This window comes from Drancourtella sp. An12 (genome assembly GCF_002160935.1).
Lineage (GTDB): Bacteria > Bacillota > Clostridia > Lachnospirales > Lachnospiraceae > Sellimonas > Sellimonas catena.
In genome coordinates this window covers 49,289-66,368 of record NZ_NFLO01000020.1, presented here as the reverse complement: position 1 = coordinate 66,368, position 17,080 = coordinate 49,289, and the positions used below count along the sequence as shown (strand labels likewise).

General features: G+C 44.1%; 21 protein-coding genes and 1 pseudogene. 2 read left to right on the top strand and 20 right to left on the bottom strand.

Annotation, left to right across the window (positions count from 1 at the left end):
- The 19 genes and pseudogenes from B5E64_RS14640 to B5E64_RS14550 form a co-directional block, all read right to left on the bottom strand.
- The coding region (locus tag B5E64_RS14640; RefSeq protein ID WP_343284084.1) for a transposase at positions 1-405 on the bottom strand (405 nt) is incomplete at its 3' end.
- Positions 406-447: 42 nt separating this feature from the next.
- Positions 448-1,281 (bottom strand): transposase, encoded by an 834-nt coding sequence (locus B5E64_RS14635; protein WP_087169189.1) that lies wholly within the window; start codon positions 1,279-1,281, stop codon positions 448-450.
- Entirely contained in the window at positions 1,244-2,134 is an 891-nt protein-coding gene (locus tag B5E64_RS14630) for a transposase (RefSeq protein ID WP_242960241.1), read from the bottom strand. Before B5E64_RS14630 ends, B5E64_RS14635 begins: the two co-directional genes overlap by 38 nt.
- 131 nt (positions 2,135-2,265) lie before the next feature.
- Complete coding sequence (locus B5E64_RS14625; protein ID WP_140398869.1) at positions 2,266-2,619, bottom strand: hypothetical protein; 354 nt, start codon at positions 2,617-2,619, stop codon at positions 2,266-2,268.
- Between the two features lie 302 nt (positions 2,620-2,921).
- On the bottom strand, positions 2,922-3,263 hold the full coding sequence (locus tag B5E64_RS14615; protein ID WP_087169187.1) for a nucleotidyltransferase domain-containing protein: 342 nt from the start codon (positions 3,261-3,263) through the stop codon (positions 2,922-2,924).
- Positions 3,264-3,467: 204 nt separating this feature from the next.
- Positions 3,468-5,441, bottom strand: coding sequence for a lysine--tRNA ligase (lysS, locus tag B5E64_RS14610; protein ID WP_087169186.1), 1,974 nt, complete (start codon positions 5,439-5,441; stop codon positions 3,468-3,470).
- Between the two features lie 52 nt (positions 5,442-5,493).
- Complete coding sequence (gene greA, locus B5E64_RS14605; RefSeq protein ID WP_087169185.1) at positions 5,494-5,976, bottom strand: transcription elongation factor GreA; 483 nt, start codon at positions 5,974-5,976, stop codon at positions 5,494-5,496.
- Positions 5,977-6,148: 172 nt separating this feature from the next.
- Positions 6,149-7,111, bottom strand: a complete 963-nt coding sequence (gene dusB, locus B5E64_RS14600; protein ID WP_087169184.1) for a tRNA dihydrouridine synthase DusB — start codon at positions 7,109-7,111, stop codon at positions 6,149-6,151.
- A complete protein-coding gene (locus B5E64_RS14595; RefSeq protein WP_087169183.1) occupies positions 7,108-7,467 on the bottom strand; it encodes a DUF6145 family protein in 360 nt (119 codons plus the stop codon). The genes dusB and B5E64_RS14595 overlap by 4 nt, the downstream gene beginning before the upstream one ends.
- Before the next feature lie 27 nt (positions 7,468-7,494).
- Complete coding sequence (locus B5E64_RS14590; RefSeq protein WP_087169182.1) at positions 7,495-8,289, bottom strand: biotin--[acetyl-CoA-carboxylase] ligase; 795 nt, start codon at positions 8,287-8,289, stop codon at positions 7,495-7,497.
- Positions 8,290-8,476: 187 nt separating this feature from the next.
- Complete coding sequence (argF, locus tag B5E64_RS18820) at positions 8,477-9,415, bottom strand: ornithine carbamoyltransferase (RefSeq protein ID WP_330680231.1); 939 nt, start codon at positions 9,413-9,415, stop codon at positions 8,477-8,479.
- 525 nt (positions 9,416-9,940) lie between these two features.
- Positions 9,941-10,516, bottom strand: a pseudogene (locus B5E64_RS18815) (patatin-like phospholipase family protein); the annotation flags it as partial.
- A gap of 284 nt (positions 10,517-10,800) precedes the next feature.
- On the bottom strand, positions 10,801-11,472 hold the full coding sequence (locus B5E64_RS14580; protein ID WP_242959022.1) for a cell wall hydrolase: 672 nt from the start codon (positions 11,470-11,472) through the stop codon (positions 10,801-10,803).
- A 525-nt stretch (positions 11,473-11,997) separates the two neighbouring features.
- Complete coding sequence (gene rpsR, locus B5E64_RS14575; RefSeq protein ID WP_048620576.1) at positions 11,998-12,261, bottom strand: 30S ribosomal protein S18; 264 nt, start codon at positions 12,259-12,261, stop codon at positions 11,998-12,000.
- A gap of 17 nt (positions 12,262-12,278) precedes the next feature.
- Positions 12,279-12,734 carry a single-stranded DNA-binding protein gene (gene ssb, locus B5E64_RS14570; protein ID WP_087169180.1) on the bottom strand — a complete coding sequence of 152 codons (456 nt, stop codon included), beginning with the start codon at positions 12,732-12,734 and terminating at the stop codon, positions 12,279-12,281.
- 19 nt (positions 12,735-12,753) lie between these two features.
- A complete protein-coding gene (gene rpsF / locus B5E64_RS14565) occupies positions 12,754-13,041 on the bottom strand; it encodes a 30S ribosomal protein S6 (RefSeq protein ID WP_087169179.1) in 288 nt (95 codons plus the stop codon).
- A 105-nt stretch (positions 13,042-13,146) separates the two neighbouring features.
- Positions 13,147-13,338 (bottom strand): DUF951 domain-containing protein, encoded by a 192-nt coding sequence (locus B5E64_RS14560; RefSeq protein ID WP_087169178.1) that lies wholly within the window; start codon positions 13,336-13,338, stop codon positions 13,147-13,149.
- Between the two features lie 19 nt (positions 13,339-13,357).
- Positions 13,358-14,254, bottom strand: a complete 897-nt coding sequence (gene srtB, locus B5E64_RS14555) for a class B sortase (RefSeq protein ID WP_087169177.1) — start codon at positions 14,252-14,254, stop codon at positions 13,358-13,360.
- A gap of 154 nt (positions 14,255-14,408) precedes the next feature.
- Positions 14,409-14,819: a sugar transporter gene (locus B5E64_RS14550; protein ID WP_087169176.1), complete on the bottom strand. Its 411-nt coding sequence runs from the start codon at positions 14,817-14,819 to the stop codon at positions 14,409-14,411.
- A gap of 224 nt (positions 14,820-15,043) precedes the next feature.
- Here B5E64_RS14550 and B5E64_RS14545 point away from each other — a divergent pair, with 224 nt between their 5' ends.
- Both B5E64_RS14545 and B5E64_RS14540 read left to right on the top strand, forming a co-directional pair.
- Entirely contained in the window at positions 15,044-15,442 is a 399-nt protein-coding gene (locus tag B5E64_RS14545; RefSeq protein ID WP_087169175.1) for a hypothetical protein, read from the top strand.
- A gap of 18 nt (positions 15,443-15,460) precedes the next feature.
- Complete coding sequence (locus tag B5E64_RS14540) at positions 15,461-15,979, top strand: flavodoxin family protein (protein WP_087169174.1); 519 nt, start codon at positions 15,461-15,463, stop codon at positions 15,977-15,979.
- Between the two features lie 25 nt (positions 15,980-16,004).
- Here the strand turns inward: B5E64_RS14540 and B5E64_RS14535 are convergent, their stop codons facing one another.
- On the bottom strand, positions 16,005-17,078 hold the full coding sequence (locus B5E64_RS14535; protein ID WP_087169173.1) for a Xaa-Pro peptidase family protein: 1,074 nt from the start codon (positions 17,076-17,078) through the stop codon (positions 16,005-16,007).
- Positions 17,079-17,080: the final 2 nt, after the last annotated feature.

The following is a 17,080-nucleotide window of genomic DNA, read 5'->3' as shown; positions in this document are numbered from 1 at the left end:
GGAGGTTCTATTCTTCAGGATGGCGGCTCCGCCACATTTATTATCTGTCTGGAACAGTGATTTCCTCTTTTCGGACAGGTGATTTCCAAAACACCGGACAGGCGCTTTCAGCGCACCGGTATATCCACTGATATCCTTCTTAAAACTCCTCTTTTTCCACTTCTCATAAGTCTGTGATTTGATGTATGGCTTTTGCCCCTGTTCCTGCAGATAGGTATATCCTTCTTCACTTTCATAGCCGGAATCAGCCGTTACACTGGGATAACGGAATCCAAGCTTTTCTTCCATTTCCTTCAAGAAAGGGACAAGCGTCCAGACATCATTGCGGTCCTGGAAAATGTCCGCCGCCACAATGTATTCACTGTCCACCGCGATCTGTATGTTTTTGACCTCATAGTTTAGCATTATGCTGCTCTGCTTGCATGGGTTCTTCCGCAAATATCCGTTCTATGCATAAGGCAACATAATTTTTGCCGATAGGAGTTCCAGTCCGCATCTTCCATACATGATTCGTTTTATCATTTTGGTTCTGTTATTAATTCCTTCAACAAACCCATTACTCAGCGGGCTGACAACTGCATTCTCAACTGCATCTATATCTCGTTCCAATCCTTTTGCAAAACTGGCAATAGATACAAATTCACTTTTTTTATATCGCTCAATAAACAGATACAGACGAGGTATACTTTTGTATATAAAAATATGTCGAAATTCATTTATACAGATCTGTAGTTTTTGTATGATTGGATACTGCCGGTAAAGGCTATCCCGATTAATCGATTCTATTGATTTATTCATCCAAAGCAGCTTGATAATATCTTGTTTCTTAATTACCACTGTTTTGGCTGTAAGTGTTTTGAGAGTTTCTTTATCTCCTGCTTTCGGACCTTTTCTGTATCTGCTAATATCATCTCCCCTTTCGTGCGCTAATTCTTTCGCATATTTTCTTATTGTAGAGTTTCCTAATGGGCATCCTTTTTCTTTCATCTCCCTTGCTATACCTGCGGCATGATATCCTTCGTTCAGCAACTGGATAATTTCATCTTTATACTTATATAATCCTTTTTTTCTGGAGGGGCGTTTTAAATGGCATTGTTCAAGTGGATTACAATCTTTATATCGAATCACTGTACGCGTACTAATCCCTAATGTCGCTGCAATGTCCTTGTAATTATAATCAGCATCAAGCATTTTTTTGATATTTGTTAATAACTCAAGCCGCTTTTTCTCGTTTTCAGTAAGGTTATCCACATTGGATAGGATTTTTTTTACTATTATCACTCCCCACTGAGGGTTGCCTGCTTTTCTCTGTAATGTCTCCTGTTTTCTCACGATCCAGGTTCGATTCTACCCGTAATGTCTGCGGCAGGCTAGAAGAAATACATTTCTTGATTATTTCAAGAAGATTTTGATGGAGATGGAACCTATCCGCAATCTGCATCGTGTTAGGAAGTTCTTCCATTATAACCTTGGCATATGCAGATGCTCTGTCGCGAGTTACCATCTTTACCTGTTTATTCTTTTTTAACCATTCTTTTAGGGAGGAGCCATCCCTCCCCTCCAGTACCGCAATGGGTTTATGTGAATCTGTATTACAGATAACTGTACAGTATGTACTTCCCTTTTTTGTTGAAAAATCATCAATGCCAATACAGCTTCCCGCTGCTTCTATCCCCATCTGAGCAAATCTTTTTTTCAATATACGGATAATGGTATCACCGCTAACTTGGATTCCAAGATACCTGCATATGCGGGAAGCACCTTCACAGCTGGTTTCTAACGCTAATGTCGCTATAAAATCTTCGCACCGTTCCGTAAAACGCCCATAATAGCCCAGAAAATGATCATAGCGTTCAACAATAGTTTTTGTTGGACATTCCGCATTTTGGCATTCATATTCGTGTGCCGTTATGATAACTGATGTATTCTTTCCAAGAATCGGAAGATCTTGTACAGAACGTTCATATGTGCCATGGTAATGATTTGATATCTGGTGGCAATCAGGGCATTCACATTCATGTTTTTTTGATTTCAATCTAATCAGTACACCTGTATCGTTAACACTACAATCGTTGATATCAAAAATCTCTTCCGAATAAAATAAACGCATATCTAATTTTAAAATAGACTCCAATTTTCAACCCTTCCCGTAACATTTTCTAAACAAATATTACTTTGTTTTGACGAATATTTCAATATAAGAAAACGGATATTTGCGGAAGAACCCAGCATGACAGGGCGAGATCATGACAACCCAGGAGAGCATTAACACTCAATCAACCTCTCAATGGAGTACACAAGGCAATTAACATTGTCTCTTTTTTTTATTTTCTGATTGTACTTCATCAAAGTTTCTGATATTTTTTCCTTTTCATCTTCTGATACCCATTCTCCATCAAAATACATCATTTCAAGAATTCCATTATCTCCAAATTCTATGATATATTTATTTTCTCCATATAATTCAATGACCAATTGAAGTTCTGTTCCTGCATAATTATAAAATTTATCTCTACCATATTTATAAAGGATAGTTTGAATTTCACCGAATGGAAATAAAGGCTTTCCATCTATCGCAAGATATTCATCATCGTTTTTATATATCATAATATCTGCCAACTCATTTACATTTTCACTAAAAACTTATAAATTCTTCCCTCTTGGATTTATTCAATATTTCCTTAATCGTTTCAATAAACTTTTCTTTTGTCATGTTCTTTCCCCCTTACATATTCCTCTACTTTCTCAATTAACTCTATCGCTGTGGCAATCTGATCTTCTGCCTCTTCTCTCGTTGCTAGCTAGCAAGCATCATAATCGCTCGCATGCCGGATTTCTTCCGCCTCAGCAATTCTTCTTCCTAAAGCTCGTGGAAAAATTTCTGTCTTTATATAATTCTTAATAAATTTTGTCCCTTTTCGTTATGCTGCATCAAACAGTTTTACCCCCTCCCTTTCTATATTTGTGTAAAACGGATATACGTCCACCCACTTATTAAAATGCTCCTTATTCTTGACTATCGGCTTGATATCCAGATCATAATCCATGTTAAAATCATAGGTCATACCCGACAATTCATGGCGGTATTTTTTTATGTCCATATCGCTCAAATCCAAAAGCACCATAATATCAATATCCGAATTTTCCGTATAATCTCCTCTCGCATAAGAACCATATAAAATAACCGTCTTTAAATGCTCTCCATATATTTTACTGAGCAGTTCCACATACTGCTTTACCAAATCACTTGTTACTGTCGGCATATCAACACCTTCTCTCCTTAAATTCTCATAGGCTCTGACAAACCTTCTCTAACAACTACTTATATTATACTTGGTTTTGTTCGGTTCCGATAGGCTTTTTTGCTTAGTCGGTTCAAAATCCCGTGACACAGATAACACAAACAGCCATGACGTTTCCCCGGAGGTACCATCATGGCTGTGTTTTATCTTTTATTCTATTCGCTCTTAGTAAAGCTTTGCTCCTGCCGGAATCTTGTCATCCACAATCAGTACATTCAGTCCTTCTCTTCCCTCTACAAGGTGAGTTGCTGAAATGATCATACCGCAGGAATCAATTCCCATCATCTTTCTCGGAGGCAGGTTGACAATCGCAATCAGTGTCTTTCCTACCAGCTCTTCCGGCTCATAGTAATCATGGATACCGCTTAAGATCACGCGGTCTTCTCCGCTGCCGTCATCGAGAACGAACTTCAGAAGCTTCTTGCTCTTCGGCACTGCTTCACACTCTTTGACTTTTACTGCACGGAAGTCGGATTTGCTGAATGTTTCAAAATCAACCATATCTTCAAATAATGGCTCTACTTCCACATTGGAGAAGTCGATATCAACTTTCACCGGTGCAGTCTCTGCCGCTGCCGGTGCTGCTTCTGCTACTGACTCTGCCGCTTTTCCTGCTGTCTGAGCTGCATTGTGTGCCTCATTCTTTGCTGCGCCCTGTGCTTTCATTGTCGGGAAGAGCAATACATCACGGATCGCTGCGGAATTGGTGAGAAGCATACACATTCTGTCGATTCCAAATCCGATACCGCCTGTCGGAGGCATACCGATTTCCAGTGCGTTGAGGAAATCTTCGTCTGTTGTGTTGGCCTCTTCATCTCCCTGTGCCAGAAGCTCTTCCTGTGCTTTGAACCGCTCTCTCTGATCGATCGGGTCATTCAGCTCGGAGTAGGCATTTGCCATCTCCCAGCCGTTCATAAAGAACTCAAAACGCTCTACATAGTCCGGATTTCCCGGTTTCTTCTTTGTGAGCGGAGAAATTTCAATCGGGTGATCCATGACAAAAGTCGGCTGGATCAGGTGCTCTTCTGCGAATTCCTCGAAGAAGAGGGAGAGGATGTCACCTTTCTTATGGCGCTCCTCATATTCTACATGATGTTCTTTTGCAAGCTCTCTTGCCTGCTTTAATGTCTTTACTTCGTTCCAGTCTACGCCTGCGTATTTCTTAACGGCGTCTACCATGGTGATACGCTCAAACGGCTTGCCGAGATCCATCTCAACTCCGTTGTAAACGATCTTTGTTGTTCCAAGTACATCCTGCGCCACATGGCGGTACAGGTTCTCTGTCAGATCCATCATACCGTTATAATCGGTATATGCCTGATAGAGCTCCATCAGAGTGAACTCCGGATTGTGGCGGGTGTCCAGACCCTCGTTCCGGAATACTCGTCCGATCTCATAAACACGTTCCATTCCGCCGACGATCAGACGTTTCAGATAAAGCTCCAGAGAAATACGAAGCTTGAAGTCTTCGTCCAGTGCGTTGAAATGTGTCTCAAACGGTCTTGCCGCCGCTCCGCCTGCGTTTGCCACAAGCATCGGAGTCTCAACTTCCAGGAATCCCTGAGAATCCAGGTATTTCCGGATGCTGCTCAAAATTTTAGAACGTTTGATAAATGTATCTTTTACCTCGCGGTTCATGATCAGATCCACATATCTCTGTCTGTATCTTGTATCTGTATCTGTCAGTCCGTGGAATTTCTCCGGAAGCACCTGCAGACTCTTGGAAAGCAGCTGTACGCTTTCTGCATGAATCGAGATCTCTCCTGTCTTTGTCTTGAAAACAGTTCCTCTGATTCCTACGATATCACCGATATCAAACTTCTTAAAATCTTTATAGTGGTCTTCACCGATATTGTCTCTCGCAACGTAAGACTGGATGTTTCCTTCCAGATCCTGAATGTTGCAGAAGGACGCTTTTCCCATCACACGTTTCTGCATGATACGTCCCGCTACGGAAACTTCTTTATTTTCCAGTTCCTCAAAATGATCCTTGATTTCCTGGCTGTGATGTGTCACATCATATTTTGTAATCAGAAACGGGTCCTCTCCTCTTTCCTGAAGCTCCGCCAGTTTCTCACGGCGCACCTTTCTAAGCTGATTCAGATCCTGATCCTGCGCATTCTTCTGCTGTCCTGCCACTTTTTTCACTCCTTTTTTCTGTCAGACAGATATGTTCTCCCGTACCGTACGGTTAGATAGAACGCTCAATCTTTAATACTGTATATCTGATATTTCCGGCCGGTGTCTCAACATCTACAACATCTCCGACCTTCTTTCCCATCAGAGCCTGGCCTACCGGAGACTCGTTGGAAATTTTGCCCTGAAGGCTGTTTGCCTCTGTGGAACCTACGATTTTGAATTCAATCTCTTCATCATATTCGTCGTCATGTACCAGAACTGTACATCCAACGTTAATCTTTTCCAGATCTACTTCTTCTTCTACAACAACCTCAACATTTTTGAGGATTTTTTCGAGTTCATCGATCCGGGCTTCAATATCTCTTTGTTCATCTTTTGCTGCATCGTATTCTGCGTTCTCTGACAAGTCGCCCTGCTCTCTTGCCTCTTTGATCTTCTCGGCAACTTCTTTCCGCTTTACGACCCTTAAATTTTCAAGTTCATCTTCCAAAGCTTTCAAGCCCGCATAAGTCAATATTGTTTTCTTTTCTTCCATCTTGTTTACCTTCCTTACATAAATGAACTAGTACGCAGCCGGATCTGCTGCAAAATGGTATGGAATATTCTACTTCCGTAATTTCAATATTATACATAACGCATCCCGGCATGTCAAGATTTCTGCGGGATTCCTTGCACTTTCCTCACTATTTCCCAGGCGTTTCCAGACCTTACAGACGGTCATTCAAAAGCGCTTCCAGTTCCTCATAACTTTCGGCATGATTGATCTCATCCCGCAGCTTTGCGGAATTCGGAAATCCGGATGTATACCATGCCACATGCTTTCGCATTTCCCGGATTGCCGTGTAGTCTCCTTTGTACCGGATCTGAAGCTTCGCATGGCGCAGCATCATCTTCCGTACCTCATCCGACGTCCGCTTTGCCGGCTCTTCTCCGGTCTCCTCGTAAGTAATCAGATCGCGGAAGATCCACGGATTTCCCTGGGCGGCACGGCCGATCATGATGCCGTCGCAGCCGGTCTCCCGAAACATTCTCTCGGCATCTTTCCCGGAAGCCACGTCGCCGTTTCCAATTACCGGAATGGATACCGCCTCTTTCACTTTGCGGATAATCTCCCAGTCCGCATGTCCGGAATAATACTGTTCCCTCGTCCGGCCGTGCACAGCCACCGCGGCGCCGCCGGCGTCTTCGATGATTTTCGCGATTTCTACTGCGTTGACATGATCGTCGTCAAAGCCTTTCCGGATTTTCACCGTCAGTGGCTTTTTAATAGCCCGGGAAACTTTCGATACAATCTCATGCACCAGTTTCGGGTTCTGCATCAAAGCGGAGCCCTCCCCGTTCTTCACAATTTTCGGCACCGGGCATCCCATATTGATGTCCAGAAACGCAAATGGAAGCTCCTCGATCCTCTTTGCGATTTCACTCATGATATCCGGATCCGATCCAAAAAGCTGCAGCGATACCGGCGGCTCTTCCGGATGAATTTCCAGAAGGCTTTTCGTATTTTTATTTCCATATAAAATAGCTTTCGCGCTGACCATCTCCATACAGAGAAGGCCCGCTCCCATTTCCCTGCACAGAAGGCGGAAGGGAAGATCCGTCACCCCCGCCATCGGCGCCAGAATGTAGCGGTTTGCCAGTTCTACGTTTCCAATGGTTAATGTTTTCATACGTTTTCTTCCTGATCCTCCTGCTCTTCCAGATCTTCTCCCATGAAGAAGACTCTGTAATAGAGCTGAAGTGACTGAAGCAGCTCCTCCTTTGTTCTCTGAAGTTCCTTGATTTTCAGGGCGCTTCCGATATCGTCAAACATCGGATCTCCCTCTTCTGACGTAACTTCAAAGCAAAGGGAACCATCCTCTTCGTATACAAGCGTAAGAATTCCGCCGACATCGTGGACATAGAGAACACACATAATCTTCAGTTCGTCCTTGATATGATCCGGAAGATTATCAAAATCCGGATTCAGATAATATTTTTCTTCATATGAATTTGCACCGCACAATACTACTTTTTCTTCGTACATCCTGCTTTTCTCCTGACATTTTATTTTCTATACATAGCCGTACACGCCGCGGACAGACACTTCCCCGGATGAAATCTCGCAGATCTCCCCGCTGTCCTTTTTCACGATCAGCTCACCCGTCTCCGTGATTCCCGCAGCCACTCCGGTCCATTCCTTTCCCGGCTCCAGCACGCAGACCCGCTTTCCTTCATTGACAAGAAGGGTCTCATACTCATCCTGGATAAACTCCAGCGACTTTCTTCTTGCGAATTCTTCGTACAGGCTCTCAAACTCCTGCAAAAAACGCACCACGATCTCTTCCCGGCAGACCTCATGGCCGTACTCACATTTCAACGAAGTCGCTTTCTGCCGGATCTCCTCCGGGAACTCCGTCTGATTACAGTTGATTCCTATCCCGACGATCACATATTCCGTGCTTACACCTTTCATCCCCATCTCGGTTAGAATCCCGCAGATCTTCTTTCCATCCATAACCAGGTCATTCGGCCACTTGATCTGAGGTCTCTTCTCGCCGGGCTGGTACACTGCCCGCGCCGCCGCACAAGCCGCAAGAAGCGTCAGCATCGGCGCCTTCTCCGGTTCAAAATCCGGGCGCAGAAGCACCGTCATATAAATATTCTCACCCGCAGGCGACTGCCAGGCCCGGCCCCTCCGGCCGCGGCCGTCCGTCTGCTGCTCCGCCAGAATTACCAGACCCGCACTCGCGCCCTCACCGGCTGCCGCCTTCACTCTCAGATTCGTCGAATCCGCTTCGTCCAAAACCCGGATCTCCCGGCCCATCCATCCCGTCCGAAGCCGGGATATAATCTCCTGTCCGCGCATAACCAAGCCACTCCTTTACTCTGAACTATTCTTTTTTCCGCTCTGAATCTGATACTTTCCTGATGAATTATAACACACCTTTCACAAAACGCAAATCCATAAACGATTCTGAAAATTTTCATTGGGGACGGGTTCCGATGCATCGGAACCCGTCCCCAATGATAAAAATATACACCGTATTCAATATTTATTCTTCTCCGAGTGTTGCTACCATCACGGCTTTGATGGTGTGGAGTCTGTTTTCTGCTTCGTCGAATACGACGGATGCCGGGCTTTCGAATACGTCTTCTGTGACTTCGTATCCTTTGACCGCTGGCAGACAGTGCATAAATATAGTTGTGTCTTTTTGTGTCTTTTCCATCAGTTTTCTGTTAACCTGGTACTTGTGGAGGAGTGCTTTTCTTTCGTCTGTTTTTTCTTCTTCGCCCATGGAGATCCATACGTCCGTGTAAATGATGTCAGCGCCTTCGACGTCGTTTGTGTTATCGGAGATGGTGATGGTGGATCCGGAGGCGTCGGCATATTCCTGGCATGTGCGGACGAGGGAGCGCATCGGCCACAGTTCGGACGGTGCGATCAGCACGAAGTCGATTCCGACTTTGGCGCAGCCGATCATGAGGCTGTTTGCCATATTGTTTCTTCCATCGCCGATATAAACGAATTTCAGGCCTTCAAAGTACTGGAAATGTTCCTGGATGGTGAGAAGATCGGCGAGTACCTGGGTCGGATGGTAATCATCGGTCAGCCCGTTCCATACCGGGACTCCACTGTATTTTGCCAGCAGTTCTACGTGGGAGTGCCGGAAGCCCCGGAATTCGATTCCGTCAAACATTCTTCCGAGTACCCGTGCTGTATCCTCCACGCTTTCTTTATGTCCGAGCTGAATTTCATTACCGCTTAAATAGGTAGGAAATCCTCCTTCGTCATTTGCAGCTACCGTAAAGGCGCATCTTGTTCTGGTGGACGGTTTTTCGAAAATCAGTGCAATATTCTTTCCTTCCAGCGCATGGCCCCGGATTCCTTTTTTCTTTTTTTCCTTCAGTACTGCCGCCAGGTTTACGAGATAACGGATCTCATCCGGCGTGAAATCTTTCAATGTTAAAAAGCTTCTTCCTTTTAAATTCATGTTCTTCTCCTCCCTGATTCCTGCCAATATATGGATAAATCCCGGTAATCCGGGTTCTCCTTTCATCTTCTCATATTTCATATGCACAAGTGTCGCGAGTTCATCTTCTGTATAAATCTGATATTTGGGGATCCGGAAATATTTTGCGCTTGCTTCCAGCATGGACAGATACAAGGTCTCATCTGTCGCTCCCAGCGGAACTTTGAGCACAAATTTGATTTCCCGTTTTTCTTTTTCCCGGAGGCCGGAGAGCATCTGCTGATAGTCCTCTTCTGTCCTGTCTGTGTCAATGTAGTAAATCAGGCCTTTCAGCCCGTAAATCACCCGTTTCGCATCATAGTATCCGATTTTCAGATTCTGTCTGCTGCGTTTCCCGTGAAATTCCAGAATGCTTCCCAGACTGACTCTCGGCGCGATCTCATACACTTTCGTATCCTCATCCAGATGTACCCGAGGCTCCCGCCCCGGTCCGTAAATCCGCACGGTAATAATGTTCTTATAGCCGCGTTTCACAAGCGAATTCAGCGGTACATTATTGATTACCCCTCCGTCCAGATACGTTTTCCCATGAAGCGGTTCGTTTTTAAAACCGAGCAGATAGGCGCTTGCCAGAAGAAAATCTGCAAGCAGCCCTTCCGGAATCTGATCCAGTGTAAGATCTAGTTCTTTCATATCTGATACGGAAAATGTGAGAAGGGAAAAATCAATCCCTGCATTCCGGATTTTTTCTTCATCCAGCACCTGATGAATCAGCTCTTTCAGAGGCGTCACATCAACTCCGCCGTCTTTCAGACAGCTCATCAGCTCTTTTATGAGTTCCCGTACTGTAACTTCTTTCTGAAAGAAACGCTCCATCCAGTTATCATCCACGTCCATGACTTTTGAAAATGTCATTTCTTCCCAAACACGTTCTGCTTCTCCTACATCTCCCATACAGATCAGCGCTCCATTCAGTGCGCCTACGGAAGTTCCTGCTACCCCTCTGATCCGGACCCCTGCCTCACGAAGTGCCTTCCACGCCCCAATCTGGTATGCGCCTCGTGCTCCTCCACCGTCCAGCACAAGCCCGTATTCTTTTGATAAATCGATCACAGGTTTCATTCTTTCACTCCTTATGCATTATAATACTCTTTTTTGCATAAAATTACAATCTATATTTTCAACAATCTTTTTCATTTTTTTATCTCTTTCTTGTGTAAAACATGGATCTATCAGCTTTTCACCGATTTTCCCACCAGGTTTTCCGCGGCATGATTTCATGTATTTTTATAAATCCATGCTGCTTGTATACAATTATAAGCCGTTTCCAATTCCCCGTAAAGCAAAAAAAGAGTTTCTTCCTAATCAGAAACTCTTTTTTGAAATCTATCTTTTCTTTCTAACCCCTAGTGGAACCAATGTGCTCCAATCTTGATTCCTGCATTTACTCCGTCCCCGAAATGCAGCGCGTTTCCTACCGGGCTGACGCCTGAAAGTGCGTCTACCGCTGCCTGACGGCAGGATGATGGAATATTTCCGGATGCCAGTACCCGGTCAAGCTTTCCTGTCATCGCCGGTCCGAACTGTCCGCTCTGGTAAATAACTCCTCTCAGTGTGCTTGCATATCCTGCTTTCAGACGGTTCATTACAACAGCTCCTACTGCTACCTGTCCGTCATACGGCTGGTTACCCGCTTCGCAGTAGATCAGCGCAGCCAGAAGTGTCGTGTCCGCCTCCTGAGCCAGCTTTTTCTGACGTTCTTCTTCAGCCTTTCTTGCTTCTTCTGCTTTTCTGGCCTCCTCAGCTTTTCTCGCTTCCTCAGCCTGTTTTTCCGCTTCTGCTTTCTGCTGTTTTGCGGTTTCTGTATAAGTAAGAAAACTCTGTGAAACATTCTGCGCAGTTTCGGCATCCGCTGTCACAACAAGCTTTGCGCCCTGCGGCTCCTCCGGAGCAAATACGGAATTTCCATCAGCTGCAAATACCTGAACACTCATGCTCGCTGTAAGGATCACCGCCGAAAGAACTCCTGCGACCGCACCTTTCTCCAGACGTCTTCTATGACTGTTCCATGTTTTCATTTTTGTCCTCCTTTAATTATCCGCAGACTTCCTTCTGCGTCTTCCTCATTCTCAGTCCCTGTATCAATCGAACATAATATATATTACGTTCTGCCGCTTTTGTTTATTACAAATATTACGAATTTGTTACATCTTCTTGCGACGGTGTTAATAATAGCAGAGTTTTCTTTTTCTGTCAACCTTTGCACCTATTTTAGTACATTTTTGAAGTATTTTAACGATTTTTTCAATCGTTTTTTATGTATTTTGTATATTTTTAATTGTCCGACAATTACGAGTATTCCTATACTATTTTCCACTTTTCGACAATTTCTGCAAATAATGCCAACTTCACTTTGTCACAATAACGTAATATATATTTCTTTTTTCTGTCGTATTTTTTACATTTGTTTCTTAATAATTTCGAAAACAGCTTTGCCGAGTGCGCATCCCGCGGAGCGTTTTTGTTTACCAGGGAACGAAGTTTCCTGGTAAACAAAAAAAATCCCGAAAGCTTTCGCTTTCGGGATCTTTCCTTATCTCTACTTATTCCTGAACGTATGGCATAAGAGCGATGTGTCTTGCTCTCTTGATTGCAACCGTCAGGGCTCTCTGATGCTTTGCACAGTTTCCTGTGATTCTTCTCGGAAGAATCTTTCCTCTTTCGGAAACGTATTTTCTTAATTTTGCTACATCTTTGTAATCGATCTCATTGTTTTCTTTTCCACAGAATACGCAAACTTTTTTTCTTCTGCGGCCTGGTCTTCTTCTCATCTGAGAATCCGGTTTGCTTGTTTTATCGTAAGCCATTGTTCTTACCTCCAATACTAATTAAATGGTAATTCCTCATCAATTCCATCCGGGATGTTCATAAATCCATCACCCGCATCCACACTTGGTGCCTGCGGTGCCGGAGGAACCGGGCTTGCCTGATAACGGCTCTGATTTGCTTCACTCGCGCTCTTGCTTTCTGCAAATTCCTGCTCTTCTACGACAACTTCTGTCGTATAGACCTTTACGCCATCTCTGTTCGTATAGCTTCCTGTCTGGATGCGTCCACAGATCGTGATACGCATTCCCTGGCGGAAATACTTCTCCGCGAACTCAGCTGTTCTTCCGAATGATACACAGCTGATAAAGTCTGCCGTCTGCTCTCCATCACGCCGGAACCGTCTGTCGACGGCCAGTGTATAACGGGCAATGGCCAGCGGGTTTTCCCCGCCCTGAGAATAGCGGACCTCAGGATCTCTTGTCAGGCGTCCCATTAAAATTACTTTATTCATATATTTCCTCTTTTCTTCTTTATGCTTCCTGTTTCACGCATAAATATCTGAGCACGTTGTCCATAATACGGATTCTCTGTTCGATCTCGCCCGGAGTCGTTGCATCAGATTCGAAGTGGATGAAATAATAATATCCTTCTTTCATCTTCTGAATTTCGTAAGCAAGTTTTTTCTTACCCCATTCATCAACGTCAGTAACATTGCCACCGAAACGTGTGATTAACGCTTTCACTCTTTCGATTACATCTGTTCTGGCATCGTCTTCGATTTTTGCATTGACAACAACAGCTAATTCATATTTGTTCATGTCACTTGCACCTCCTTATGGTCTTTTGGCTCCCGGCTCCCCGGCCGGGGACAAGGATAAATAATATATCACGGTGTATTATTTTAACATTATCCCGCGTAAGTTTCAAGCCTTTTTTTGAATTTCTTTCGTATTTTTTTCCACGATTTTCCTGGAAATCATGATCTGATGTCCGCAGCCGCAGCATTTCAGCCTGAAATCCGCACCCACCCGCAGAATCTCCCACTCAAAACTGCCACACGGATGTTTCTTTTTCATCCGGATCTTATCGCCCACCTCATACTTGATCTCTGACATATTCTTCCCTCTTTTCCGGTCAGTTTACTTCCACCTGGTATCCCTGTACAATCAGACGTTCTTCATTATTTGCTTTTGTACATGTCGACAGTGTCACTACTTTTGCATCGGACGGAACTTCCACCCCTGTATCATAAAAGGAATGTTCCTTTGAAAATGCCAGAAACGACTGGAATGCCTCGTCATTTTCAAAGACTGTCTGATACGCGTCTGATGTATCATTAACCTCTCCTACTGCAAAGATCTGATATTTCAGTTCTTTTCCATCCGGTGTATAAATGTAAAAATACGGATAGGATCTATAGAATTCCTCATCCTGATATTCCTCCAGTTTTCCAAACATGGATTTACTGTTCATTCTGTGCCCGTATATGACACTGTTTTTGTCCGTCATATCCTTATTATTGGAAACGTTCAGGAAAATCGCGCCATAGGTGTTCGGATAGCCTGATATGGTCTTATCCAGATATTCCTGATTATCTTTTCCCTGCACAACCGGATAGCTGATGATGGACGGCTCATCAAACCGGATCCACGCAATGATGTCCTCGTTGACTTTCCAGAGCTCCTCGAAATCCACCGTGTATCTTGTGCTCTCTTCTCCCGTTCCCGCATCGGCGGAAATTCCGATCTCCTTCAGGTTATCGTACTCCTGATCTCCTTTGTGATATCCGTAAAAAATCCGGAACAGCTGGAATCCCGAAAAGCAGAACACGATAATTGCGGCAACGAGTATAATTGTGGAAAAGATTCCTCCCTTTTTCTTCTTTTTTCTTCCGCCTGTCTTCTGATTAATAGCAGGTCTTTCTTCTCTCTTTTCTTTTGTTCCGGCTTCCCCTGCCCCGGATGATGCCCTTTTCCGGGCTTTTTCTTCCTCAAGCCGTTTTTTTCTATCTTTAATGCGGTATTCGTCCATGTAACCTTACCTCTGTCTGTTTTATTTTATCATCAGGGTTTCTATATCGTACAGTTTCTAGTATAACGTATTTTTCGCAATAGAAAAAGAGGATGTTGCAGAAAATGGACTCTCCTTTTCCGCACATCCTCCCGGCCTGTTCTGTTTTCCTGTCTTAGAATGGAATTTCCAGATAAATATCCTTTCCTTCTTTGATCGAAATCACAAGCTTGCCTGCTCCTGCAGTCACCCTGGCTCCCTCTACAGAAACCTCCGGTGCCGGAGCTGCCTGCTCTTCTTCCTCTTTTTCCGGCTCCTCTCCTTCATCCGCGCCCTCGACAACGGCATCGATCACATCTGCTGTCACCGGTGTCAATGAATCACATGTCTTGATCAGTTTTGCGCCAAGGATCTGATGAATCTGAAGGCATCCGTCCAGATTCAGAAGGCCGCTTTCAACCAGCTCATCAAAAATAGCCGGATCTTCCAGATTTTCCGGTCCTATTGTAATGCCTTCCTCTGCCCTGCAGCAAAGTACTGCAGGATCATGAGCATGCTGTTTTGCTGTTTCTGCTGTGATAGACATATCTATTCCTCCTTCATAATTCTGTTTCTTTCATCTTAGTCCTGTTTATCACTGTTTTCCAATACATTCTTTCTATATTTTAGATCATTTTATCAAAAATGTCGATACCCCCGCCCCTCTCCATTTACGAATTTAATATAATTTTTATATACAGTTTATTGATTCCTGAGAAAAATGCGGTAAAATAGAATTCAGAAAAATATTAAGACAGGTTGTGTAGAAAAATGAAAGATAAGTTTTTACGCTTTATGTACGGCCGCTACGGCGTTGACCAGTTTTCAAAATTCCTGGTGATAACAGGGATCATTTTTTTACTGTTATCCGGATTTACCCGATACGGCGGAATTCTATATCTGTTTTCGCTTGCCGTTTTAATTTATTCCTATTTTCGAATGTTTTCACGAAACCATTCCAAACGTTACGCTGAAAATCAGCTCTATCTGAAATACACGGCCGGGATCCGGAAAAAGTTTTCCGCCATCCGTTACGGTCTCAGTCAGAGAAAACACTATCACATATATAAGTGTCCTTCCTGCGGACAGAAAATCCGGATTCCCCGCGGAAAAGGCAGGATCGAAATCCGGTGTCCGAAATGTAATGCCCATTTTATTAAGAAAAGCTGAGAAAGGAGGGCCATTATCATGCTTGATTATATGGTTCTGTATCAAAGTGAAACCGGCAACACAAAAAAACTTGCCACATCCATTTTTGCCGCCCTTCCTGGAATGGCAAAAGATCTCAGAAGTATCGATGAACTGAACGGTCTGCCGGATGCAGCCACTTATTTTGTCGGTTTTTGTGTCCACCGTGGCACCTGCAGCCTTGAGGTTGGAAATCTGCTTTCTTCCATCTCCGGAAAGAATGTCGCTTTATTCGGCACATGCGGGGCCGGTAATGTGGATAACTACTATAAAAACATCGAAAACAGTGCCCGGATCTGGCTCGAAGATGACAATCTCTATCTGGGCGGATTCTTCTGTCAGGGCAAGATGCCTGTGCAGATTCGCCAGAAATACGAGTCCATGTTAAATGGAGATCAGGCTCACGATCACCATCTGAAGCTTCAGCTGTCAAATTTTGATGAAGCGATGATTCATCCGACAAAAGATGATCTTACACGCGCCGCGGATTTTGCAAAAAACTGCCTCAGCCGTCTTTAAAGATGGCCGAGGCTTTCTTTTTTATTTATAGAATCATCAGATCTTTCGGGAAGTGCGTCAGTGTCTCTGCACCGTTTTCCGTAATCAGTACCGTATCCTCGATACGGACACCTCCCCATCCCGGAATATAGATTCCCGGTTCCATGGTAATCACGCAGCCAGGCTGCATTATTTTCGTACCATACATTCCAAGAAACGGCTCTTCATGAAGATCAAGTCCTACGCCATGTCCCATTCCGGAATAATAATACTCTTCATACTTTTTCACTACTTTACGAATCTCTGCATCCGGTTTGGAAGCAACAATTCCAGGACCCATGTTCCGGACTCCTGTTTCCTGCGCTTCGCGTACCAGTTCGTAAATTTCTTTTTGCTGTTCAGACACATGTCCTACCGCAAACGTACGGGTCGTATCGGAAATATATCCGTTGTATTTCGCACCATAGTCAACAAGAACGAAATCGCCCTCTTCTACCTTCTTATCTCCCGGCTTTCCATGGAGCAGTGATGTCTTTGCTCCGGAAATCAGAATCGTCTCAAATCCGATATCCTGCGCTCCGTGCATCTTCATGCTAAATTCCAGACGCGCACACAATTCTCTTTCCGTAACACCTGGTTTAATATACGGAATCAGCTCTTCCAACGCTTTGTCCGCAATCTCGCAGGCAATTCTTGTATTGGCTACTTCTTCTTCGCTCTTTACATACCGCAGCTCTTCCACAATGTTTCTTGTTCCTTTCATCTCAATCTGATGCTCTGAAAGACGTCTGTGGATTTCTTCGTATTTATCGTAGGTTATAAAGCACTCCTCAAATCCAAGCTTCTGTATTCCTGCCTTGACACAGATACTTTCCAACGCTTTTGGGATACTTCTGTCGTAATTGTGCCAGTTGACAACCTCAAAGTCCGGACAGGACTGCTCTGCCAGTTCTGTAAAACGGCTGTCCGTAATGAGATAATTGCCCTGCGGGCAGATCACTGCATATGCCAGCTCATCCGGATATCCGCTGATGTATTTGACATTAGCTTCTTTTGTGATATAAATTCCGTCCAGACCTTGTTCTTTTAAAATCTCCAATACTTTTTCTATTTTCTCCATCA